Genomic DNA, 21673 nt, shown 5'->3' on the forward strand with positions numbered 1-21673 from the left:
CGCTGCCCGGCGGCTCAGTGGACTGCTGGGGGCCAGCGGTGGTGGCGCCAGGCGTCCCAGGTCGGGAATCCGGGTGGCGGGTCGATGGCTTCGGTGCCGTCGAGTTCGCCCCGGGTGGGGATCTCGATCTTGGCGGCCCATTCGGTGAGTTCCTCGTCGGACATCGGCCAGGTCGTGTGGGGCGCTTCGGCCTGGCGCTGATCAGCTCGTCGCCGCTGCTCGGCCGGGGAGACGTCGAAGAACAGCATTTCCACGGCCGCGCCCCGATCTGCGGCTGCCTGGCGGAGCGCGGAACGCTCGTCCCGGCTCCACAAGCCGTAGTCAATGACGACGTTGTTGCCCAGTTCCAGGGCGCGCAGTCCGATCCGGATCAGCCGGCCTTCGATCACGTCGACGGCCGCCGGCGGGTTCTCGTCGCCGTAGAGGGCCTTCACCCATTCGTCCTTGGTGAGGCGCAGGGCTTCCCGTTCGATTTCGATGCGCCGCGCGGCAGTGGTCTTTCCCGCGCAGGGGAGTCCCACGGTCAGGAAAAGCGTCGGTTGCTGCCTCATGACGTGGTCTGCGTCTCGGCGCTTTCTCGTTCGGCGATGGCGGCTTGGATGCGGCGCAGCGTGCGGAGCGCCTTCTTCGCGGCAGCGCGTACTTCGCCGTCGAAGACGGTTGTGCCGCGGTCGGTGGCCATCAGCCGTTCCAGGGTGGGGACCGCCCGGTCGTCGCCGGTCGAGCCGAGGGCGACGGCAGCCCAGTAGCGTTGATCCGGGTCCGGGCTGTCGGTCGCGGCCAGCAGCCGGGGCACCACCTCGGGCGTGAACAAGGCCAGCGCGCTGGCCACATAACCGATCCGGGGGAACCGGCGGTGTTCGAGCTCCTGCCAGAGGGCCTCCAGCGCCGCCTCGCCGCCGATGCGGGCCAGGGCGTCGGCGGTCCGCTGGCGCAACCAGTCGGTCTGATCGCCGAGCAACGGCTGCAGCGACGGTACGACCGAGGCGTCGCCGAGCCGGCCGAGCGCGATCACCGACTCGTCGCGAACCATCGACTGCGAATGGTCGAGGAGCGAGACAAGGTGCGGTACGGCGGCCCGGACGTCCATGGCCGCGCAGCCCATCGCGGCCCACGCCTGGCAGTTGTACCGGGTGTCGGCGAGCGCGGCCAGCAACGGCTCCGCCAGGGCGCCGTCCGCGAAGACGGCCGCCTGGTTCATCGCCCGCGAATACAACGACCGGTGGAAGTCCCGGTAGTCGCGGACGAGCACGTGCAGCGCCGCGATGGCTGATTCGTCACCCTGCGTCCTGGCCCGGTCGAGCAAGCTGTACAAATGTCGTTCGCGGGTCTCGAGGTCTCCCGAGCGAAGGCCCTGCAGGTCGGCGGGATTCACCGCCCGACCATACGCGCAGGCCCTCACCGCAGGGCGGGCGCGTCGAACCGGGAGGCACTCCCGCCCGTCAGCCGGCCCGGTGGCAGGCGCCGGCCGCAGACCACCAGCAGGAGGTCCTGGGCCAGTCCGCGCAACGGCTCACCCGTTCCGTACTCCCAGTCCAGGTCTGTCGCTTGCAGGCGTACCCCGGTCAGGTCCGCGCCGAAGAACTTGGCGTTCTTCGGTCGCAGGCCGGCCAGCACGAGCGCGACGCGCTCGGGCGGGGGCCGGCGGTCCAGGCCGAGGCCGACCGTGATGTCCAGGCCGTGGATGACGTCGTGGGACAGCGCTCCGCGCGGCCCGTCGCCGGGCGGCGCCCACGGGTGGGTGATGTTGTCGCGCAGCGCGGCGAGCAGCTCTTCCGGCGACAGCCGGGAGGCGTCGCGGCGGGCCAGGCGGTCCGCCATCCGGTTGATGTCGCCGCGGGCCTTGGTCAGTTCCCAGACGGTACGGCGGAGCGACATGCGGAACGGCGCGGTCGTGTGGGCGATGACTTCGCGTACGCGCCAGCCGGCACACAGCGTCGGGGCTTTCCACTGCTCCGGGGTCAGCGAGGCCAGCAGCTCGGCCTGCTCGGTACGTTCCGCTTGTCCTTCGGTCCGCAGGTTGGGCATCGCGTGTCTCCTGTCCTTCGGGCTTTCCAGGAGTACGGATCAGACGCGCGAAAGTAATCGGGCGCCGGGTCACCAACTGGGTCGCAGGCGGCCCGGGGTGGCGATGCGGGACAGGTCGGCGCGCAGGGCGGCCAGGCGGTGCGGGCCGAGGGCGTCCGCCCAGGGGCGCAGCACCTCGACGGCGGCCTCGTCGGCGGCCCGGGTGCAGGCCCAGCCTTTCGGGGTCAGCACGATCAGGCGGGCCCGGGCGTCGGCCGGGTGCGGGCGGCGTTCCACGTACCCCTTGGTCACGAGCTCTTCGACCAGCTGACTGGCCGCCTGTTTGGTCATGCTCAGGTGCTCGGCGAGCTGGCCCACCGTCGCGCCGTCGTGGGACAGGCGGGCGAAGGCGAAGCCGTGCGCCGGGCGCACGTCGGCGAAGCCGCGGGCGCGCACGCCCGCGTCGATGGTTTCCACCAGGGCGCCGGCCGCGTTGAGCAGCAGCACCGGCAGGTCGAGGAGGTCACGGTCCACGGAAAGAGTTTGACAGACCGGTCAAGCTGCTTGACTATTTAGACAAGCAGCTTGACTACTTGGGGAGGTACCATGTCCGTCATCCGTGAGCAGGACGCCGTCGCGCATCAGTTGCACGGCGCCACCTTCAATTCCTTCGTCGCCCCTGCGTCCGGAAGCAGCGAGCTCTGCGCCTGGCGGCTCGAGGTCGCGGCCGGCACGACCGGCGTGCCGCACCGGGTGAACCGCGAGGAGGTGCTGCTCGTCCTGAGCGGTGAACTGACGGCGACCGTCGACGGCGCCGGCACCGAGGTGCGCCCCGGGGACGTGGTCTTCGTGCCGGCCGGGGCGAGCTTCGCGTTGGACAACACCTCGGGCGCTCCGGCGTCCGCGTGGGTGACGACCACCGTGGGGCTGGAGGCGACGCTGGCCGACGGCTCGTCGATCAGCCCGCCCTGGGTGCGCTGACCGCGACCGGACAGCACGACGCCGCCGGCACCCCGGGCAGGGTGGCGGCGGCGTCCGGCCGTGGTGGGCTGGTCTACTTCGAGGGCTCCGGGATGTCGCAGGTGATCTTCGGGTTCACACCCAGCCAGTTGAGCGGGCCGGCGACCACAGTGACGACGACCGTGCCGGCCTCGGCACAGCTGGCGTCGCCGGTGTCCTTGAAGTAACCACGCTCGAACGCGGCGACGGCGCCGAGGACGAGCCAGATGACGAGAATGACTCCGCCGATTGATCCTGCGCGCATCGGGGGCTCCTAGGTCGTGGGGACTGGCCGCGAGATACCCCGATTGCGTCGATCTCTAAACGGAGGCCCGGACCGCCTGCAACGTGTAGCTGTGCGGCAGCCGCTGCGGACGGTCGGTGAGCTGCCATTCTCCGTTCTCCAGCCGGCGCATGTGGCCAGGCATCGCCTCCCACGGCACGGAGAGGTGCTCGGTCAGCCCGGTCACCGCCATTCCCGCCTCGATCAGCGCGGTGGCGGTCTCGCCGAGGCCGTGGTTCCACTCGTGGGTGGTGTTGTGCACGAACTCGGCGTCCGTCTCGACGTACGTGCCGCCCTCGTTCCAGACCGTCGGCTCCGGCTGCTCGAAGTAGGGATGCTCCAGCGTGAGCTGGCCGTCCGGCAGAGGGTCGGCCAGCGCCCACAGCACCGGGTGGCCCTCGCGGATGAACAGCCGGCCGCCCGGGCGCAGCAGGTCGGCCACAACCTGCGCCCAGCGCCGGATGTCGGGCAGCCAGCAGAGCGCTCCGATGCCTGTGTACACGAGGTCGAAGCTGCCGCGTTCCAGCTTCTCCGGCGCGCTGTAGACGTCGGACTCCACGTACTCCACCGGGGTGCCGGCCTGCTCCGCGATACGCCGGGCCTGCGCCAGGGAGGCCGGGGAGAAGTCCACGCCGGTCATCGTCGCGCCGAGGCGGGCGAGCGACACGGTGTCCGTACCGATGTGGCATTGCAGGTGCACGCCACGCAGGCCGCGGATGTCGCCCAGCAGCGGCAGGTCGAAGCGGACCACGCTGCTGAGGTGCGCCGGGTCGTCGGCGAAGGCGGCGACGCCGTAGTCCGCGGAGGCCGCGTGGGCCGGCGCGCGCTCGTCCCAGTTGGCGCGGTTCAGGACTTGATATTCGTTCACGGCGCCGACCGTATCCCAGGCCCCGGCCTGGTCACGAGGTGGTTTCCGGGCCGCCCGTGCCACATGATGGCAGTGGCATAGCGTTAGATGGCAGGTCGACGGGGCTGAATGCGAAGGCGGTAGGGGTTGGAGACCAGGCGTACGACGGTGCGGGACGTCCGCCGCGCTAACCGGGCCAGCCTGCTCACGGACCTGTTCCACGGCGGCCGGCAGAGCCGCCAGGAGCTCGGTGACACCACCGCGCTGAGCCAGGCCAGCGTGAGCAACCTGATCGGCGAGATGATCGACGAGGGCCTGGTCGAAGAGGCCGGCCTGGTCGGTTCGGACGGCGGGCGGCCCCGCGCGCTGCTGCGGGTGGCCCCGGGGTACGGCTACGTCGCCGGCGCCGACGTGGGCGAGACCCGCCTGCTGGTGGAGCTGTACGACCTGGCGATGTCCCGCCTCGGCGTGGCCCAGTTCTCCCTCGGCGACGACGGCCCCGACCCTCAGGTGACCGCGGCCAAACTGCTGGAGGGGCTGGCGGCGGTCATCGCCGAGGCCGGCGTCGAGCGTTCCGAGGTGCTCGGCTTCGGCGTGGGCGTCCCGGGCGTCGTGGACCACTCGACCGGTTCGGCGGTCGTGCACTCGCAGACCACCGGCTGGGACGCCGTACCGCTGGGCGAGATGTTGCGGGCCGGCACCGACGTGCCGGTGTTCGTGGAGAACGGTGCGAAGACGCTGGGCCAGGCCGAGATGTGGTTCGGGGCGGGCCGGGGCGCGCGGCACGCGGTGATAGTCATGGTCGGCACCGGCGTCGGAGCGGCGGTCGTGATGGACGGGCGCGGCTATCGCGGCGCCTTCAGCAACGCCGGGGAGTGGGGCCACACCACTCTGGTGTACGACGGCGATGTCTGCCGGTGCGGGGCGCGGGGCTGTCTGGAGGCGTACATCGGGTCGGAGACGGTGATCGCCCGCCTCGCCGCGGCGACCGGTCAGCAGCCTGACCCGAAGTTGCTCACCCGGATGCTCGCGGCCGACGGCGCGCTGGACGAGCCGGCCCAGGCGGTCATCACGCAGACCGTGGGTTACCTGGGCGCGGGCATCGCGGGCCTGGTCAACTTGTTCTCGCCGGAGCGCATCGTGCTGGGCGGGCCGGCGGGCTTGGCGCTCGGAGAGCGCTTTCTTCCCGACATTCGTGATGCCGCCTCCCGAAACGCACTACGGCATCCGTACTCGCGGACCCGGATCGACCTGTGCCAGCTGGGACCGGACGCGGTCGCGATGGGCGCGGCCACCCTGCCGATCGCCCGGCTGCTCGCCGACGGCGGCCTCCCGGCGACACCGGGCCCGGCGACCCCGCCGTCCCGCGCCGCCCACCGCCGCGCCCTGAGCCGCGGCCGCAGCTGAACGGCGGTGGCGCGGTCGTCCCGGGACGACCGCGCCATGAACCGTCTCAGCTGCCGCGGACCCGGCTGATCGTGTCGCGGTACCAGAGGGCCGACTGCTTCGGCGTACGCACCTGCGTGTCGTAGTCCACGTGCACGATGCCGAACCGCTTCGCGTACCCCTCGGCCCACTCGAAGTTGTCCATCAGCGACCACGCGAAGTAGCCCTGCACGTCCGCGCCCTGCTCCCGGGCCGCCGCCACCGCCGCGATGTGCTCGGCCAGGTACGCGGTCCGATCCTCGTCGGCCACGTTCCCGTCGGCGTCGGCGGTGTCGTCGAAGGCCGCGCCGTTCTCCGTGATCACCATCGGCAGGCCGGGGTAGTCGTGGTGCAGCCGGACCAGCAGCTGGGTGAAGCGTTCCGCGGTGATCGGCCAGTTCATCGCCGTACGCGGACCGCCCGGCAGGACCGCCCGCACCACCGGGTGCCCGTCGGCGTCGTGGGTGTTGCCCTGCTCGTCGGTGCCGCTGAAGTCCTGCCCGAAGTAGAAGTTCACACCGAGCACCTCGAACGGCGTGGAGATGACCTCCAGGTCGCCGTCCTGGACCGGGAACGCCGTGCCGCGCGCCGCCAGGTCCTCGACCATGTCCGCCGGGTACGCGCCCTTGCGCAGCGGGTCCAGGTAGATGCGCAGGCCCATGCCGTCGGCGCGACGAGCCGCGTCCCGGTCGGCTGCCGTGTCCGTGGCCGGGTCGGCCGTACCCATGTTGAGGGTGATGCCGAACTTCATCTCGCGCGTCGCCGCGGCCCGCATCCGCTGGGTCGCGAGGCCGTGGCCGAGCAGCAGGTGGTGCACCGCCGAGATGGCGTCGTCGAAGTTCTTGCGGCCTGGTGCGTGCACGCCCACGTAGTAGCCCAGCCAGGCCGAGCACCACGGCTCGTTGAGCGTGGTCCAGGTGTCCACCCGGTCGCTGAGCTTGTCGAAGACCAGCATCGCGTAGTCGGCGAAGCGGTACGCGGTGTCCCGGTTGGGCCAGCCGCCCGCGTCCTCGAGCTCCTGCGGCAGATCCCAGTGGTAGAGGGTGACCCACGGGTCGATGCCCTTGGCCAGCAGCTCGTCGGTCAGCCGGTCGTAGAACGCCAGGCCGGCCTCGTTCGCCGGGCCCCGGCCGCCGGGCTGCACCCGCGGCCACGCCACCGAGAACCGGTACGTGTCCACCCCCAGGCTCTTGATCAGCGCCACGTCCTGCGGCATCCGGTGGTAGTGGTCGCACGCGACGTCGCCGTTGTCGCCGCCCACCACGGCGCCGGGCACGCGGCAGAACGTGTCCCAGATGGACGGTGTTCGGCCGTCCTCGGTGACGGCGCCCTCGATCTGGTACGAGGACGTGGCGACGCCCCACTTGAACGACGGCGGCAGGTCGATGGAGGGCAGGAGCAGCCCGGGAGCGGGCGTGACTGTGGGGTTCATGGTTCTCCTGAAGGGGGATGGATATGGTGACGGCCCCGGCTGGTGGGGCCGGGGCCGTCGAACTAACGGTTTGGCATGGGTTTTCCGCCGCGGGCCAGCTCTGTGCAGTCTCTAACCGACTGGCTGCTTGACCGGGTGCAGCCAGCAGGCGACGGTGCGGTTGGCCCCGTCGGGGGTGTCGGGGTTGCCGAGCACCGGGATGTTGTCCGCGCACGGGTCGAAGGCCTTCGGGCAGCGCGGGTGGAACGAGCAACCGGTCGGCATGCCCTTGAGGTCGGGCGGTGAGCCGGGGATCCCGGCCAGCTCGCGGCGCGGGCCGCGCAGCGCCGGGAACGAGGACAACAGACCCTTGCTGTACGGGTGCAGCGAGTCCCGGTACAGCGAGGTCGCCTGCGCCTCCTCGACGATCCGGCCGCCGTACATGATGGCGATCCGGTTCGAGAACTCCACCAGCAGCGACAGGTCGTGGGTGATGAAGATGACCGAGAAGCCCAGCCGCTCGCGCAGTTCGATGAGCTGACCCAGGATCTGCCGTTGCATGACCACGTCGAGCGCCGTGGTCGGCTCGTCCATGATGACCACCTGCGGCTGCAGGATCAGCGCCATGCCGATCATCACGCGCTGCCGCATGCCGCCGGAGAGCTGGTGCGGGTACGCGTCCATCCGGTCGGCCGAGATGCCGACCAGCTTGAGCATCTCCCGGGCCCGGGCGTTACGGCTGTGCGCCGACATCTGCGGCTCGTGCGCGGCCAGCACGTCGGTCAGCTGGGTGGAGATCTTGTGCACCGGGTTGAGCGAGTTCATCGCGCCCTGGAACACGATCGCCGTCTCGGCCCAGCGGAACGCCTGCAGCTGCTTGTCGGTCAGGCCCAGGACGTCGTACGGCTCGCCCTGCTCGGGGTGGTAGACGACCTCGCCGCCGCTGACCACGCCGGGCGGCGCGAGCAGCCGGGTCAGGCCGTACGCCAGGGTGGACTTGCCGCTGCCGGACTCGCCGGCCAGGCCCAGGACCTCGCCGCGGTGCAGGGTGAGGTTGACGTCGCGGACGGCGTGCACCGCCTGGTCGCCCAGGCCGTAGTCCACGTTGAGGTTCTTGATCTCGAGAACCGGCTCGTTCATCGAGTCGCCTCCTTGCTGCGGGTCACCGGGGTCGGCTTGCCGCCGATGACCGGGATCGGGCTGGCGTGGGTGTGCGGCGCCGCCGAGTTGTCCAGGACCGGCGTGAAGCCGACCCGCATCCGGACCGTACGGCCCGAGGCGGTCTTGACCTTGGTCTTGCCGGCGCTGCGCAGCCGCGGGCTGACGAACTCGTCGATGCCGAAGTTGATCAGCGAGAGGGCGGTGCCCAGGAACGCGATCGCCAGACCGGCCGGGACGAACCACCACCACGCGCCCTGGGCCAGGGCCTGCTGGCTCTGCGCCCAGAACAGGATCGTGCCCCAGTTCCACGAGGTGGCCGAGCCGATCCCGATGAAGGCCAGGGTGATCTCCGAGGTGACCGCGAAGATGACCGTGCCGACGAAGCCGGACGCGATGATCGCGGTCAGGTTGGGCAGGATCTCGAAGATGATGATGCGCCAGGTGGACTCGCCGGTGGCCCGGGAAGCCTCGACGTAGTCGCGTCGGCGCAGCGACAGTGTCTGGGCTCTCAGGATCCGCGCGCCCCAGGCCCACGAGGTGAGACCGATGATCAGGGCGACCAGGGTGTCACCGCCGCTGGGTACCGCCGCGGTGACGATGATGATCAGCGGCAGGGCCGGGATCACCAGGAAAACGTTGGACAGCGCGGACAGGCTGTCGTCCCAGCCGCCGCCGAGGTAGCCGGCCGTGACGCCGATCAGCACGGCCAGGATGGTGGCGATGACGCCGGCGGCCAGGCCGACCAGCATGACGGCCCGGGTGCCGACCAGGATCTGGCTGAACACGTCCTGGCCGAGGTGGGTGGTGCCGAACCAGTGGTCGGCCGACGGCGGCGCGACGAACTGCTTGCCGCGGGCGTCCGGGTCGTAGGGCGCGACCCACGGCCCGATGATCGCGAACAGCAGGTAGATGCCCAGGACGATGATCCCGGTCATGGCCTTCTTGTTGGAGATGAACCGGAACCGGCGGCGCTTGGCCGCCTTGCCCGGCTTGGCCGCCTCGGGCTGCGCCATCGCGCCCCGGCCGGGGATGACCTGGTCGATGCTGGAGGTGGGGATGGTCACCTGTCAGCCCTCCTTGCGGGTACGCGGGTCGAGCATCAGGTAGGCGATGTCCGCGATGAGGTTGGCCACCAGCACCGAGATGGTGATGACCAGGAAGATGCCCTGCATCAGCGGGTAGTCCTTGGCCCCGACCGCCCGGAACAGCAGGAAGCCCAGCCCCGGATAGGAGAAGACGATCTCCACCAGCAGGGTGCCGCCGACGATGAAGCCCAGCGACAGCGCGAAGCCGGAGATGTTGGGCAGCAGGGCGTTGCGGGCCGCGTAGCTCAGCGCGACCCGGCGGTCCGACAGGCCCTTGGCGTGCGCGACCGTGATGTAGTCCTCCGCCGCGACGGTGACCATCATGTTGCGCATGCTCAGGATCCAGCCGCTCACCGACGAGATGAGGATGGTCAGGGCCGGCAGCAGGCTGTGCTGCAGGGCGCTGGAGATGAACGGCCAGTCCGGGTACGGCACCACGTCGGTGCCGTAGCCACCCGAGGACGGGAAGAAGCTGTCCGGCCCGGCGAGCAGGTAGATGGCCAGCAGGCCCAGCCAGAAGTACGGCACCGAGGACAGGAACGTGGTGGCCGGCAGCAGCCCGTCGATCCACGAGCCGCGCCGCCAGCCGGCCAGCACGCCGAGGCTGGTGCCGATGAGGAAGCTGATGATGGTCGTGATGCCGACCAGCGCCACGGTCCACGGCAGCGCGTCGCTGATGACCTCGGACACCGGCGACGGGAAGGCGGTGAACGACAGGCCCAGGTCGCCCTGGAAGAGCTGCTTCCAGTAGTCGATGTACTGGCTCCAGAGGCTGGCGTTCTTGTCCAGGCCGAACAGCACGTAGAGCGAGTCGATCGCGTCGCTGCTCATCTGCCCCTGGAAGCGGGCCAGCAGGGACTTCACCGGGTCGCCGGGGATCAGCCGGGGGATGAAGAAGTTGATGGTGATCGCGGCCCAGGCCGTGAAGAGGTAGAACAGGATCCGCTGGATCAGGAACTTCATCGGACCTCCTCCGGGTGCGCGTCCGCCGCGACCGTCACGGCCTCGGGGGAGTGGCCGGTCGCGGCCGAGCCGGGCGGCTGGGCGGCGACGGTGGCCTCGTCGTAGAGCCAGCAGGCGGCCCAGTGACCCGGCTTGTCGCCGATCTCCAGGCGGACCGGCAGGTCGGTGAGGCAGCGCGGCATCGCCATCGGGCAGCGCGGGTGGAAGCGGCAGCCGCTGGGCGGCTTGATCAGGCTGGGCGGCTCGCCGTTGCCGCGGTCCGCGGCGTCACCGAGCATGTTGGCGATCCGGTCCGGGTCGGGTGCGGAGTCGATCAGAAGCCGGGTGTACGGGTGCGCCGGCGACTGGGTCACCGACTCGCTGTCGCCGCCCTCGACCATCCGGCCGGCGTACATCACCATCGTGTCGTCGGCGAAGTAGCGCGCCGAGGCGATGTCGTGGGTGATGTAGAGGATGGCCAGGTTGAGCCGTTCCTTGAGGTCGCGCAGCAGGTTGAGCACGCCGAGCCGGATCGAGACGTCCAGCATGGACACCGGCTCGTCGGCCAGCAGCGCCTCGGGGTCCGCGCCCAGGGCCCGGGCGATGGCCACGCGCTGGCGCTGGCCGCCCGAGAGCTCGTGCGGGAACTTGTCCAGGTAGCGCTCCGGCGGCGTCAGGCTGACCCGGGTGAGCAGGTTGTTCAGCGCCGCCTCGAGCTCCTCGGCGGAGTTGCCGGCGTTGTGGTGGATCTTCAGCGACCGGGTGAGGTGGTACCGGATGGTGTGCACCGGGTTCAGCGACGCGAACGGGTCCTGGAAGATCATCTGGACCCGGGCGGCGTACTGGCGGAACTGCCGTCCGCCCTTCACCTTCGTGCTCTCGCCGTGCAGCTGGATGTCCCCGGCGGTCCGGGGGTAGAGCTGCGCGAGCAGGCGGGCCACGGTGGACTTGCCGGAGCCGGACTCGCCGACCAGGGCGGTCACGCGGCCGCGTCGCAGCGTGAGATGTACGTCATCAACCGCGTGGACGGCGTCGTGCGTGCGGTTGAAAAGGTCGCGCAGCTTCCGGCGGACGGGGAAGTGCTTGGTCAGGCCGATCGCCTCAAGCACCACCTCGTTGGCCGGAGCCTCGGCCTCTGGGCTCAACGTCATGCCGAGTTCCTTCGCAGGGGTGAACTGCCGCGGTGCCGTGCCCCGGACGGGATCGAGCCCGTCCGGGACACGGCGTTGCGGGTCAGGAGTTGGCGGGCTTGAGGTGCAGGACGACGTCCAGGGCGTTGGCCTGCGTGGGCTGGCCGGCGCTGTAGGGGTTGGTGTCGTCGGGCCAGCCGACCCAGTTCTTGGTGCTGTAGGCCATGCCGATGTTGTCCGCGCCGACGGGGATCATCGGCACCTGCTCCACGAAGATCTTCTGGATCGTGTTGAGCGCGGTGGTGCGGGCGGCGTCGTCAGCGGCGTTGGCGTACGCGGCCAGGGCCGCGGTCGCCTCGGGGCTGTTGAAGCGGCCGAAGTTGCCACCCGGGGAGGCGACGCCGACCTTCTTGAGCAGCTTGCCGTCCATGATGGTCTGGTAGATGTCGTACGGCGTCGCGCCACCGTTGGTCCAGCGGAAGGTGGCGTCGAACTTGCCCTCCTCCACGTTGCGGAACCAGGCGTCCTGGTTGGCCTTGTCGACCGTGGCGGCGATGCCGATCTGCGCGAAGTTGTCCTTGACGATCTCGAGCGAGGTCTGGTAGTCGGACCAGCCGCTCGGGTCGGTCAGAGTGATCTTCACCGGCTTGCCGCTCGGGTCGGTCAGCGTGGTGCCGTTGAGCTTGAACCCGGCGTCGGTGAGGACCTTCTTGGCGCCCTCGACGTCGACGGCCTGCGTCTTGCCCTTGTACTCCGGCGCGACGTAGGCGTCACCGGCCGGCGACGGCAGACCGGTCACGCTGGTGACCAGCGGGTGGAAGTAGCCGGCCTCGGCCTGGTTGAAGATGTCCTCGCGGTTGACGACCATGCTCATCGCCTTGCGCAGGGCCACGTTGTCGAACGGCGCCTTGGTGGTGTTGATGTACAGGCCGTGGATGCCGAGCACCGGCGGGGCCCACACCTTGTAGTGCGCCGGGTCCTTGTCGATGAAGACCGTCTTGTAGTTCGGGATGAAGACGAAGCTCCACTCGTTCGAACCGTCGGACAGCGCGGTGGTCTGCGCGTTGTTGTCGGTGTACGACGTGTAGCGCAGCTCCTTGACCTGCGGCAGGTCCTGCCAGTAACCGTCGGTGCGCACGGTCAGCGTGGTGGTCTGCGGGGTGAAGGACTTCAGCGTGTACGGGCCCGAGCCGACCGGCGTCTTGTTCGGGTCGGTGGTGGGGTCCTTGATGCCTTCCCAGATGTGTTTGGGCACGATCGGGGTCTGGCCCAGCCACTTGTCCTTGTAGACGAACATCGAGCTGGTGAACGTCACCGTCACGGTGTTCCCGCTGGCGCTGATGTCGCCGTACGGGGTGGCGGCCAGGTTCAGCGCCTCGTTCTTCTTGATCAGGTTGAACGTGTAGGCGACGTCGTCACCGGTGACCGGCTTGCCGTCGGACCACTTCGCGTTGTCCCGGACCGTGATGGTCGCCTTCTTGAAGTCCGGCGTCCACTCGGCGCCGGTGGCCAGCCACGGGCGGGACGGCTCGGCCGGCTTCACCGGGTTCCACATCAGCAGCGGCTCGTAGATCATCCAGCGATAGCCGAGCGAGGCGCCCGCCGACGTGGTGAGGAACGGGTTGTGGTTCTCGGTCTGCGGGCCGTTGGGCATGCCGACGGTCAGGAACGTGGCCCCGCTGCCGGCCTTCTTGTTGCCCTCGTTGGGGGAATCGCCACAGGCGGCGAGGCCGCCCGAGGCCAGCACGCCCGCCAGGGCGACCGCGAACAATTTCCTGCGCTGCATCTCTGATTTCTCCTCAGGTGGTGCGAATCGGGTGAGAGGGGGTGCCCCGAGGCAGGGCGAGTGCGCCGGACGTCGGAACGCCGGCCGTTTTGCGGATCTATGGGGGTGTGACAGGGGAGTGCGGTTTATGCGGGGTCGGGCTCCGGGCTCACGCCGGTGGAGCCCCGGACGGTGAACGTGGCGGGGATGACGGTCGGGCGGTTGGGCAGGGGTGAGCCCTCGAAGTGGGCGAGCAGCGTGCGCGCCGCCGCCTCGCCCATCTCGCGCAGCGGTTGGTGCACGGTGGTCAGCGGCGGCTGGGTGTGGGCCGCCATGGGGATGTCGTCGAAGCCGACCACCGCGACGTCCTGCGGGATGCGCCGGCCGCTGTCGAGCACGGCCTGCATGGCACCGGTGGCGGAGAGGTCGTTGTGGGCGAAGATCGCGTCGAACTCCACACCGGACTCCAGCGCCGCCTGCACCAGCTCGAAGCCGCGGGCGATCGTGAAGTCTCCCTGGAGCACGCGGTCCGGGGTGACCGGGTGGCCGGCCTCGGCGAAGACGCTCGCGAAGCCGTCGAGCCGTTGCACCGTGCAGCCGAAACGCGCCGGACCCGCGACGACCAGCGGCTTGCGCCGGCCGATCCCGAGCAGGTGCCGGGCGGCGGCACCGGCGCCGGTGTGGTTGGTGGTGCCCACGCTGGGAATCTGGCCGGGCTGCACGTCACGGTCGTCGATCAGCACCACCGGCAGCCCGCGGGCGTGCAGCATGGCGATGTAGTCGAGGGTGCCTTCGGGCTCGATGACCAGCAGCCCGTCGAAGCTCTTGGCGGAGACCTGGGCGCCGAACTGGCGCATCGACTCCTCGCCGCGGTTGCAGGTGAACAGCAGCAGCCCGTAGCGCTCGGTCTCGAGCACGTCCACCGCGCCCTGCAGCACCTCGCCGATCCACGGCCAGGTGAGCGACGGGACCAGCATGCCGACCACCCGGGTCCGGCCGCGGGCCAGCCCGACGGCCCGTGAGCTGGGCACATAGCCCAGTTCCTCGATGACCTTGCGGACCCGGGCGGCGGTCGACTCGTCCAGCTCACCCTTGCCGTTGAGCACCCGGGAGACCGTGGTCTTGCTGACCTTGGCCCGGGCTGCCACATCGGCGATGGTGATTGGCACGTGTCCTCCGACTTGTGTCCAGATGGTTGCACCGCAGTTTCGGAACCGGTTTCGGGAGCGGTTCCGGGCAGTTAACTCCGGTGAGCCGGGTCACGTCAACGCGTCGGTAGCTTTATTTAGGTTTCGAGACGGTAACTAGGTTGCGCCTTACTCGTTTACGTGCTTCGCAAGGTGCTCTGTACGGGGCGAAACGGACAGGCGCCCGGACGGGATCAGGTCGCCGGCCGGCGCAGGCGCGCGGTGAGCAGAGCGACCACCGTGGTGCCGGCGGTCATGCCGGCCAGTACGAGGAAAGTCCCCACCAGATAGAGCCCCGTCTCGTCCTCGCCGGCGGCCTGCACGGTCCACGCCGCGGTGAACGCGACCGTCATCACGGCGGCCGCGGGCAGCGCCGGCACCCGCAGCAGCACGGCGGCGATCAGCAGGGCGGCCAGCGTCAGCACGGCGCCGGCGACCTGGGCGGTGGTGTACGGGCCCGAGTAGTTCCCGGTCGCGGGGTCCAGCGTCTTGGTGGTGTCCCGGCCCAGCCAGGCCCACCAGGTGAACACGGTCGCGGCGGCCAGGGCGAGCAGGCCGGACAGGGCGCGGAGCTTGATGGCGGGCATGGCACCGAACCTAGGGCGCGGTCGTGGGCCGCCGGATGAGCCCGCGTACCCAGATCATCCGGGTACGGCGACACCCTCCACCCGGCGGACCACATCGGGCAGCACGGCACCGAGCGCGGCGTCCACGACGAGGTTCGCGTACGGCTCGCCGCGGGTGACGCCCTGGTTGACGATCGCCACCCGGATGCCGTCCTTGGCGGCGCGCAGCACGAACCGCCGCCCGGACATCACCGTCAGCGAGGAACCCAGCACCAGCAATGTCCGCGCGCCCGCGACCAGCTCGAAGCTGCGACTGACCCGCTCGGCCGGCACGGTCTCGCCGAAGTACACGACGTCCGGCTTGAGCATCCCGCCGCAGGACTCGCAGTCGACCACCCTGAAGCCGTCCAGCTCGGCGTCGTCGATCTCCACGTCGCCGTCCGGGTTGACCGCGCTGACGGCCGCCGCGAAGCCCGGATTGGCCGCGTCGAGACGATCCGAGTGGGCCACCCGGTCGGACCGCTCGCCGCAGTCCAGGCAGGTGATCCGGGACAGGTTGCCGTGCAGCTCGATCACGCCGTGCGCGCCGCCCGCCTGGTGCAGCCCGTCCACGTTCTGGGTGATGATCCCGTCGAGGCGGCCCAGCTCCTGCAGCCGGGCCACGGCCCGGTGCCCGATGTTGGGCCGGGCGTCGCCGATGGTGCGCCAGCCCAGGTGGCTGCGCGCCCAGTAGCGCCGCCGGGCGACCGGATCCCGGGTGAACGCCTGGTAGGTCATGGGGGTGGTGCGGCGGGCCGCGCCGGAGGGTCCGCGGTAGTCCGGGATGCCGGAATCGGTGGACAGGCCGGCCCCGCTGAGCACGACCACGCCGCCGTCGCCGACCCACTCGGCGAGCTGTTCGATCTGCGTCACCTGTCCATGGTCCCTCACTCGCCGGAGTGGGACGAAGGACGCACTCACGACTATCTGTGCACGCAGGGGCCGAGAACGGTAAGTTGTCAGGGTGGCCACTGTCGCGCGCCTGCTGCCCCGCTACTGGGACGGTCGACGCCTGCTGCAGTTCCTGGCCGGCCTGGCGCTGATCGCGCTGGCCTTCGCGCTCCCGTCGGTGCTCAGCCCGGCCGAGACGCCCGCCGACGCGCCGGTCACGATCGTCACGACGGTCGACACTCCGGCCGGCCCGGCGCTGCCGGTCATCGAGGTCCCCGGGCCGCGCCTGGGCGGCAGCCGCGCCGGCCTGGCCCTGAGCGCCGCGCACACAGCGACGGGCGTGACCAGGGCCACTGACGCCGCCGGGACAGCCGACACCGCCGAGACGGCCCAGGCCGCCGACGCCGCCGGGACGGTTCAGGCCGCCGGCGCCGCCGGGACTGCCGATGCCGCCGGGACCACGGACGTGGCCCGGGCCGCTGAGAGCGACGCTCCGGGCGCCGGGCCGGTCACCGCCGGCACGGTGCAGGGCGTGCCCGGTCTGCCGGTCCACACCCGGCACGACGGCCGGGGGGTCTGCGTCGAGGCCCGCGCGGCCGTCGACGGCGCCACCCCGCGGACCCACGGCCAGCGCGGCCCGCCCCGCGCCTGAGCCGGGCCCACCACCCCGCACCCCGCCCGGCGTCCCGTTCCCTGACGGCGCCGGCCCCTCGGCTTTCATGAGCGACTCCTGTGCGCGTACGGGAAACGCCGGAAGCCGGCATCGCCGCGACCTGTCAGCGGCCCGAGAACAGTGACGAACCCCTAGAGAAGCGGATGTTCATCGTGGAAACCGCCGCAACCGTCTGGATGGTCCTGCTCATCGCCGTCGCCGCCGCGACGGCCCTCTTCGCTGTGCCCCGCCGCCCGGCCCGCCCGGCCGCGCTGCCTCCTGATCCGCGCGCCGCCGAGCGCGCCGCGGCCGCCGAGCACGCCGCCGAGGTGTCCCGGCGGCGCCGGGCCGCCTGGGAACGCGCCCAGGAGCAGGTCGACGCGGCCTGGGCGGCCTTCGACGCGGCCGACCGGGACGCGCGCCGGGTCGCCGCCGCGGCCGCCTTCCCCATCTTCAAGCAGCGCCGCACCCGCACCGAGCTGGCCGACCGCGAGCGCAACCTGCACCGGATGGCCACCGCGGCCTGCCGGCACCGGGAGCTGTCGATCGCGCAGCTCAACGAGGTGCTCGCGCACCGCGGCAGCTGGAACCCGCGGCGGCACCCGGTCGCCCAGGAGGCCGCGCTGCGGGCCGCCGTGCGTGAGCACCGGTTCGCCGCCTACCAGGCCGCGGCCGAGCAGGAGCGGCTGGCGTGGCAGGAGTCCGAACGGGCCGCCGCCACGCTGCGCGGCCTGCGCGCCGAGGCCCTCACGGTCCGGGTCCCGGCCGGCAGCGACGTGCACTACGAGCAGCAGTGGTCCCCGGCGCGCCCGGCCAAGGCCCGGCTGGCAGTGCACTGAGCGGCCGACGATCGTCCAGAGTGGAACGTGGTCACCCGGGGGACTGCCCGCACGCGGACTTGCGAGGCGGCACTCAGGCAGGCCAGGTACCGTCAGGGTCGCTGATGACGGACGGCAGGAGGCCGAAGTGTCGTTGACCCCGGCGGGTGGCCCGCCCGCCGTACGGCTGCACCGGGCCGCGCGCATCGAGGACGCCGTGCACGAGATCATCGAACGCCGGCTGCGGCAGCGCGGCTGGGCGCCGGTGATCACGGCGTACACCGGGTACGGCGCCCCCGGCTGGGCCCGGGTGATGGCCCGGGTCGTGCTGACCCGGCGCACCCGCTCTGTCCGGCAGCTGGACAAGGTGCGCGGCTGGCGCAGCTTCACCACCTCACCGGTCAACAACGCGCCGGTGCGGATCCAGATCGGCGACCAGGTCCACGAGACCCGCACCGACCGCAGCGGCTACGTCGACACCCGGGTCAAGGGCGACCTCGCGCCGGGCTGGGGCAGCGTCCGGCTCAGCACCGAGGGCGCCGAGCCGGTCGAGGCGCCGATCCGGGTCGTGGACCCGGGCATCAAGTTCGGCGTCATCTCCGACATCGACGACACGGTGATGGTCACCGCCCTGCCCCGTCCGCTGCTCGCGGCGTGGAACACGTTCGTTCTCGATGAGCACGCCCGCGCCGCAGTGCCGGGCATGGCGGTGCTCTACGAACGGCTCGTCACCGCCCACCCGGGCGCGCCGGTGTTCTACCTGTCGACAGGCGCCTGGAACGTGGGGCCGACGCTGGCCCGCTTCCTGTCCCGGCACATGTATCCGGCCGGCCCGTTGCTGCTCACCGACTGGGGTCCGACCCCGGACCGGTGGTTCCGCAGCGGCCAGGAGCACAAGCGCAACACCCTGCGCCGGCTGTCCGCCGAGTTCCCGGACATCAAGTGGCTGCTGATCGGCGACGACGGCCAGCACGACCAGGAGATCTACTCCGAGTTCGCGCACGAGCACCCGGACAACGTCGCGGCCGTGGCCATCCGCCGGCTGTCGCCGACCCAGGCCGTGCTGGCCGGCGCGGTCCCCGGGCCGTCGGGCACGCCCGAGGCGGTCGGCTCGGGCGGCAAGACGTGGTTCGCCGCCCCGGACGGCGCCGGCCTGTGGTCCCTGCTGCGGGACACCGATGTCGTCTGAGAGTCAGTCCTGCTCGGTGTCGGCCGGCTCGGGCGCCTTGTCGGCCGTGCCCTCGGCGACCCGCGCGTGCAGCCGTTCCCGGATCTCTTCCGGGGTGTACGCCCGGCGCCGCCGCTCCGAGCGGGCCAGCACCACCCCCGTGGCTGTGATTCCCGCAAGCCCGGCCAGTCCCGCTACCTTCCACCAACGCATCTGCTGAGGATAGACACGTGGTCGCCGACATCAGCCTCGACGAGGCCATAGATCTGACGCGTACTGGTGACATCTGGCTGTTCCGGGGCCGCTCCGGCCCGGACCGGGCCATCCAGGCGATGACCAACAGCCCGGTGAACCACGTCGGCATGTCGCTGGTGATCGAGGACATGCCGCCGCTGATGTGGCACGCCGAGCTGGGCAAGTCGCTGCCCGACATGTGGTCGGGCACCTTCCAGCGCGGCGTGCAACTGCACGACCTGCGCGACGCGGTCACCGTCTGGGCCCGCCGGTACGGCCAGCGTGGCTGGCTGCGGCAGCTGGAGCAGCCGGTGACCACCGAGATGGAGGACCGCGCTCTCAAGACGGTCGCCCGTCTCGACGGCACGCCGTTCCCGTCCAGCGCCCAGCTCGCCTGGCGCTGGGCCCGCGGCCGGGTGCCCCGCATCCGCCTGCCGTGGCAGGAGCCCGGGGCCGAGGAGGCCGACCTCGAGACGGCGTACTGCGCCGAGGTGGTCGCGGTGACCTACGAGGACATGGGTCTGCTGCCGCACGGCAAGCAGCCGAGCTGGTACGACCCGGGCCGCTTCTGGAGCGGCGACGACCTGGAACTGTGCGACGGCTACCGGCTCGCCGCGGAGATCGCGGTCACACCGTAGCTACTCTGGGCCCGTGGTTCTGGTGGGCCGGGTGCCCGAGATCGTCGCCCTGGACCGGTTGCGCGCCGCCGCGGCAGCCGGCGAGGGCGGCGCGGCCCTGATCGTCGGCGAGGCCGGCATCGGCAAGACCACCCTGGTCGAGGAGGCGGTGGCCCGCGCGGCGGCGGCCGGGGCCACGGTCCGGGTCGGGCGGGCGGTGCCCGACGAGGGCGCGCCCGCGTACTGGCCGTGGCTGCGGTTGCTGGAGGAGGTGCCCGGGCTGTCGCCGCAGCTGCTGACCGCGACCGCCGACGAGGGCGAGTCCCAGGCCGCTGTGCGTTTCCGGATGGCCCAGCGCACGGTGCGCGCGCTGCGGGAGGCCGGTCATCTGGTGCTGGTGCTGGAGGACCTGCACTGGGCCGACGCCGCGTCGATCGCGTTGCTGCGCATGCTCTGCCGGGAGCTGCCCGGCTCACGGCTGCTGGTGGTCGGCACGGTCCGCCCGCCGGTGCCGCTGGACGATCTGCCCGCCGTCGAGGTGCTGCGTTTGGAGCCGTGGGAGGCGCCGGCCGTGGGTGCGTATCTGACCCAGGAGGCCGGGCCCGGGGTGCACGGCTCCTGGCCCGCCGTGGTGCACCGGCTCAGCGGCGGCAACCCGCTCTACGTCCGGGAGCTGGTCCGGCAACTGTCGCGGGAGGACCGGCTGCGCCGCCCGGCCGGCCGGCTGGAGGTGCCGGCGGAGCTGCGGCGGCTGGTCGGACGGCGTACGGCCCAGCTCAGCGCGGACTGCCGGGAGCTGCTGGGCGGGGCGGCCGCGCTGGGTGCCGAGATCGACGTGACGGTGCTGCGTACGGCGGCGAGCGACCCCGGCGCGGTCGACGGCCTGCTCGCCGAGGCCCTGGAGGCCGGGGTGCTGACCGAGGACCCGTGGCGGCCCGCCCTGCTGGCCTTCGCGCACGACCTGGTCCGGCAGGCCCGCTACGACGAGCTGTCCCGCGGCGAGCGCATCGCCTGGCACCAGCGGCTCGCCGACGCGCTGGCCACAGCCGGGGCGCCGCCGGCCGACATCGCCCGCCACCGGGTACGCGCGGCCGTGGACTCCCGCTCCCGGCAGAGCGCGGCCGATGCCTGCCGCGCTGCTGCCACGGCGGCCACCCGGGCTCTGGACTACGCCGAGACGATCCGCTGGCAGGGCCACGCCGTCGAGCTGGCGGACGACCCGGCCGACCGGCTCGCCCGGGCCACGGCCGCGTACGCCGAGGGCCGGCTCGACCTGGCCCTCACCGACTGCGCGGCCGTGCTGGACAGCGCCGAACGCGAGCACCGGCCGGACCTGGCGGTCGAGGCGGCTCTGGTGATCCGGGGTGTCGCCGCCGAGCTGGGACCGGCCTTGCTGCTGCTGTGCGAACGCGCGCTGGCCGTCGCCGGCCGGCACCCGCGGGTCCTCGCGCAGTACGCGTTCCTGCTGGCGGACTCCGGGGACGTGCGGCGGGCGCAGGAGATCAGCGCCGAGGCGATGGCGCTGGCCGAGCTGACCGGCAGCCCGGACGACCTGGCCGCGGCGGTGCACGCCCGGCACCAGGTGACCGACCCGTTCGAGCAGCCGGCCGAGGTGGTGGCGCTGGCCGAGCGCAGTTGCGCCCTGGGCCGCCCCGACGCCGAGCTGTGGGGACGCACCTGGCGCATCGACGCGTACCTGATGGCCGGCGACAACGCCGCCGCCGAAGCGGAGACGCTGCGGCTGGACACGCTGGCGCAGCGGCTGGGCTGGCCGCTCGCCCGCTGGCACCTGCTGCGCGCCCGGGCGGCGCAGGCGCTGCTGGCCGGCCGGCTCACCGAGGCGGAGCATTTCGCCGCCGAAGCCCGGGAGATCGGGCAACGGATGCAGGACCCGACCGCGGTCGGGCTCTACTACGCGTTCCTGGCGGGTCTGTCCCTGCAGACCGGGCAGGCCGCGGAATACCTCGCCGCGGCCGGCCAGATGTCGACCGCCCTGACCCTGCCGATCGCGGCCGCCCAGCTCGGTCGCACGGCCCTGGACGCGGGGGCCGGCGACACGGCCCGGCTGTGCTGGCAGCACCTGCGGCCGAAGCTGGACGACCTGCCCGTGGGCAGCCTGCGCGTCTACGTCCTGGTCCTCGGCGGCGAGCTGGCAGCCGGGCTCGGCGACCTCGACACGGCCCGGACCTGCTACGACCGCACCGCGCGCCACGCCGGCGTCTACCTGAACAGCGCCACGAACTGCCACGGTGCCGCCGCCCGCGCGCTCGGCGCGGTCGCGTCCGTGCTCGGCGAGCACGACATCGCGGTCGGGCACCTCGACGCCGCGATCACCATGGAAGCCGGATCGCCGCCGTTCCTGGCGCAGGCCCAGCTGGCCCAGGCGCGGGCGTTGATCGCCCGGGCCGCGCCGGGGGATCGCCGCCGCGCGCACGACCTCGCGGCC

23 protein-coding genes are annotated in these 21673 nt (G+C 71.8%); 7 read left to right on the forward strand and 16 right to left on the reverse strand.

Annotated elements, in window-relative coordinates:
• Positions 1 to 14 precede the first annotated feature (14 nt).
• From ACWEOZ_RS01995 to ACWEOZ_RS02010, 4 genes are all read right to left on the reverse strand, one after another.
• On the reverse strand, positions 15 to 551 hold the full coding sequence (locus ACWEOZ_RS01995) for an ATP-binding protein (protein ID WP_451908898.1): 537 nt from the start codon (positions 549 to 551) through the stop codon (positions 15 to 17).
• Positions 548 to 1375, reverse strand: coding sequence for a HEAT repeat domain-containing protein (locus tag ACWEOZ_RS02000; RefSeq protein WP_451908899.1), 828 nt, complete (start codon positions 1373 to 1375; stop codon positions 548 to 550). The genes ACWEOZ_RS01995 and ACWEOZ_RS02000 overlap by 4 nt, the downstream gene beginning before the upstream one ends.
• 23 nt (positions 1376 to 1398) lie before the next feature.
• Positions 1399 to 2028 carry a maleylpyruvate isomerase family mycothiol-dependent enzyme gene (locus ACWEOZ_RS02005; protein ID WP_451908900.1) on the reverse strand — a complete coding sequence of 210 codons (630 nt, stop codon included), beginning with the start codon at positions 2026 to 2028 and terminating at the stop codon, positions 1399 to 1401.
• A gap of 69 nt (positions 2029 to 2097) precedes the next feature.
• On the reverse strand, positions 2098 to 2541 hold the full coding sequence (locus ACWEOZ_RS02010; protein WP_451908901.1) for a MarR family winged helix-turn-helix transcriptional regulator: 444 nt from the start codon (positions 2539 to 2541) through the stop codon (positions 2098 to 2100).
• Positions 2542 to 2613: 72 nt separating this feature from the next.
• Here ACWEOZ_RS02010 and ACWEOZ_RS02015 point away from each other — a divergent pair, with 72 nt between their 5' ends.
• Entirely contained in the window at positions 2614 to 2988 is a 375-nt protein-coding gene (locus ACWEOZ_RS02015) for a cupin domain-containing protein (protein WP_451908902.1), read from the forward strand.
• Between the two features lie 73 nt (positions 2989 to 3061).
• On the opposite strand, the gene ACWEOZ_RS02020 is transcribed toward ACWEOZ_RS02015, so the two are convergent.
• Both ACWEOZ_RS02020 and ACWEOZ_RS02025 read right to left on the reverse strand, forming a co-directional pair.
• The gene (locus ACWEOZ_RS02020; protein WP_360553193.1) at positions 3062 to 3271 is read right to left on the reverse strand and encodes a hypothetical protein; all 210 of its coding nucleotides are present in this window, start codon (positions 3269 to 3271) and stop codon (positions 3062 to 3064) included.
• Between the two features lie 55 nt (positions 3272 to 3326).
• Entirely contained in the window at positions 3327 to 4157 is an 831-nt protein-coding gene (locus ACWEOZ_RS02025; RefSeq protein ID WP_451908903.1) for a class I SAM-dependent methyltransferase, read from the reverse strand.
• Between the two features lie 126 nt (positions 4158 to 4283).
• On the opposite strand from ACWEOZ_RS02025, the gene ACWEOZ_RS02030 reads away from it, so the two are divergent.
• Positions 4284 to 5543: an ROK family transcriptional regulator gene (locus ACWEOZ_RS02030; RefSeq protein ID WP_451908904.1), complete on the forward strand. Its 1260-nt coding sequence runs from the start codon at positions 4284 to 4286 to the stop codon at positions 5541 to 5543.
• A 46-nt stretch (positions 5544 to 5589) separates the two neighbouring features.
• Here ACWEOZ_RS02030 and ACWEOZ_RS02035 read toward each other — a convergent pair whose 3' ends face one another.
• The 9 genes from ACWEOZ_RS02035 to ACWEOZ_RS02075 all read right to left on the reverse strand — a co-directional run bounded on the left by ACWEOZ_RS02035 (position 5590) and on the right by ACWEOZ_RS02075 (position 15720).
• Positions 5590 to 6993 carry a GH1 family beta-glucosidase gene (locus tag ACWEOZ_RS02035; RefSeq protein WP_451908905.1) on the reverse strand — a complete coding sequence of 468 codons (1404 nt, stop codon included), beginning with the start codon at positions 6991 to 6993 and terminating at the stop codon, positions 5590 to 5592.
• Between the two features lie 111 nt (positions 6994 to 7104).
• On the reverse strand, positions 7105 to 8112 hold the full coding sequence (locus ACWEOZ_RS02040) for an ABC transporter ATP-binding protein (protein WP_451908906.1): 1008 nt from the start codon (positions 8110 to 8112) through the stop codon (positions 7105 to 7107).
• Positions 8109 to 9197 (reverse strand): ABC transporter permease, encoded by a 1089-nt coding sequence (locus ACWEOZ_RS02045; RefSeq protein ID WP_451908907.1) that lies wholly within the window; start codon positions 9195 to 9197, stop codon positions 8109 to 8111. The genes ACWEOZ_RS02040 and ACWEOZ_RS02045 overlap by 4 nt, the downstream gene beginning before the upstream one ends.
• 3 nt (positions 9198 to 9200) lie before the next feature.
• A complete protein-coding gene (locus ACWEOZ_RS02050) occupies positions 9201 to 10181 on the reverse strand; it encodes an ABC transporter permease (RefSeq protein WP_451908908.1) in 981 nt (326 codons plus the stop codon).
• Positions 10178 to 11311 (reverse strand): ABC transporter ATP-binding protein, encoded by a 1134-nt coding sequence (locus ACWEOZ_RS02055; protein WP_360553200.1) that lies wholly within the window; start codon positions 11309 to 11311, stop codon positions 10178 to 10180. The genes ACWEOZ_RS02050 and ACWEOZ_RS02055 overlap by 4 nt, the downstream gene beginning before the upstream one ends.
• An 82-nt stretch (positions 11312 to 11393) precedes the next feature.
• Positions 11394 to 13076 carry an ABC transporter substrate-binding protein gene (locus tag ACWEOZ_RS02060; protein ID WP_451908909.1) on the reverse strand — a complete coding sequence of 561 codons (1683 nt, stop codon included), beginning with the start codon at positions 13074 to 13076 and terminating at the stop codon, positions 11394 to 11396.
• Between the two features lie 125 nt (positions 13077 to 13201).
• Positions 13202 to 14224 carry a LacI family DNA-binding transcriptional regulator gene (locus ACWEOZ_RS02065; RefSeq protein WP_451908910.1) on the reverse strand — a complete coding sequence of 341 codons (1023 nt, stop codon included), beginning with the start codon at positions 14222 to 14224 and terminating at the stop codon, positions 13202 to 13204.
• Between the two features lie 212 nt (positions 14225 to 14436).
• Positions 14437 to 14829, reverse strand: a complete 393-nt coding sequence (locus tag ACWEOZ_RS02070) for a hypothetical protein (RefSeq protein ID WP_451908911.1) — start codon at positions 14827 to 14829, stop codon at positions 14437 to 14439.
• 54 nt (positions 14830 to 14883) lie between these two features.
• Complete coding sequence (locus ACWEOZ_RS02075; protein WP_451908912.1) at positions 14884 to 15720, reverse strand: NAD-dependent protein deacetylase; 837 nt, start codon at positions 15718 to 15720, stop codon at positions 14884 to 14886.
• Positions 15721 to 15811: 91 nt separating this feature from the next.
• Here ACWEOZ_RS02075 and ACWEOZ_RS02080 point away from each other — a divergent pair, with 91 nt between their 5' ends.
• From ACWEOZ_RS02080 to ACWEOZ_RS02090, 3 genes are all read left to right on the forward strand, one after another.
• Positions 15812 to 16390 (forward strand): hypothetical protein, encoded by a 579-nt coding sequence (locus tag ACWEOZ_RS02080; RefSeq protein WP_451908913.1) that lies wholly within the window; start codon positions 15812 to 15814, stop codon positions 16388 to 16390.
• A gap of 173 nt (positions 16391 to 16563) precedes the next feature.
• The gene (locus ACWEOZ_RS02085) at positions 16564 to 17229 is read left to right on the forward strand and encodes a hypothetical protein (protein ID WP_451908914.1); all 666 of its coding nucleotides are present in this window, start codon (positions 16564 to 16566) and stop codon (positions 17227 to 17229) included.
• Positions 17230 to 17356: 127 nt separating this feature from the next.
• A complete protein-coding gene (locus ACWEOZ_RS02090) occupies positions 17357 to 18397 on the forward strand; it encodes an App1 family protein (RefSeq protein WP_451908915.1) in 1041 nt (346 codons plus the stop codon).
• A 3-nt stretch (positions 18398 to 18400) separates the two neighbouring features.
• Here the strand turns inward: ACWEOZ_RS02090 and ACWEOZ_RS02095 are convergent, their stop codons facing one another.
• A complete protein-coding gene (locus ACWEOZ_RS02095; RefSeq protein WP_451908916.1) occupies positions 18401 to 18589 on the reverse strand; it encodes a hypothetical protein in 189 nt (62 codons plus the stop codon).
• 17 nt (positions 18590 to 18606) lie between these two features.
• Between ACWEOZ_RS02095 and ACWEOZ_RS02100 the strand changes: the two genes are divergently transcribed.
• Both ACWEOZ_RS02100 and ACWEOZ_RS02105 read left to right on the forward strand, forming a co-directional pair.
• Positions 18607 to 19248, forward strand: a complete 642-nt coding sequence (locus tag ACWEOZ_RS02100; RefSeq protein WP_451908917.1) for a hypothetical protein — start codon at positions 18607 to 18609, stop codon at positions 19246 to 19248.
• 13 nt (positions 19249 to 19261) lie between these two features.
• On the forward strand, positions 19262 to 21673 hold a 2412-nt coding region (locus tag ACWEOZ_RS02105; RefSeq protein WP_451908918.1), incomplete at its 3' end, for an AAA family ATPase.

The sequence above is a fragment of the Actinoplanes sp. NPDC004185 genome, from assembly GCF_053603475.1.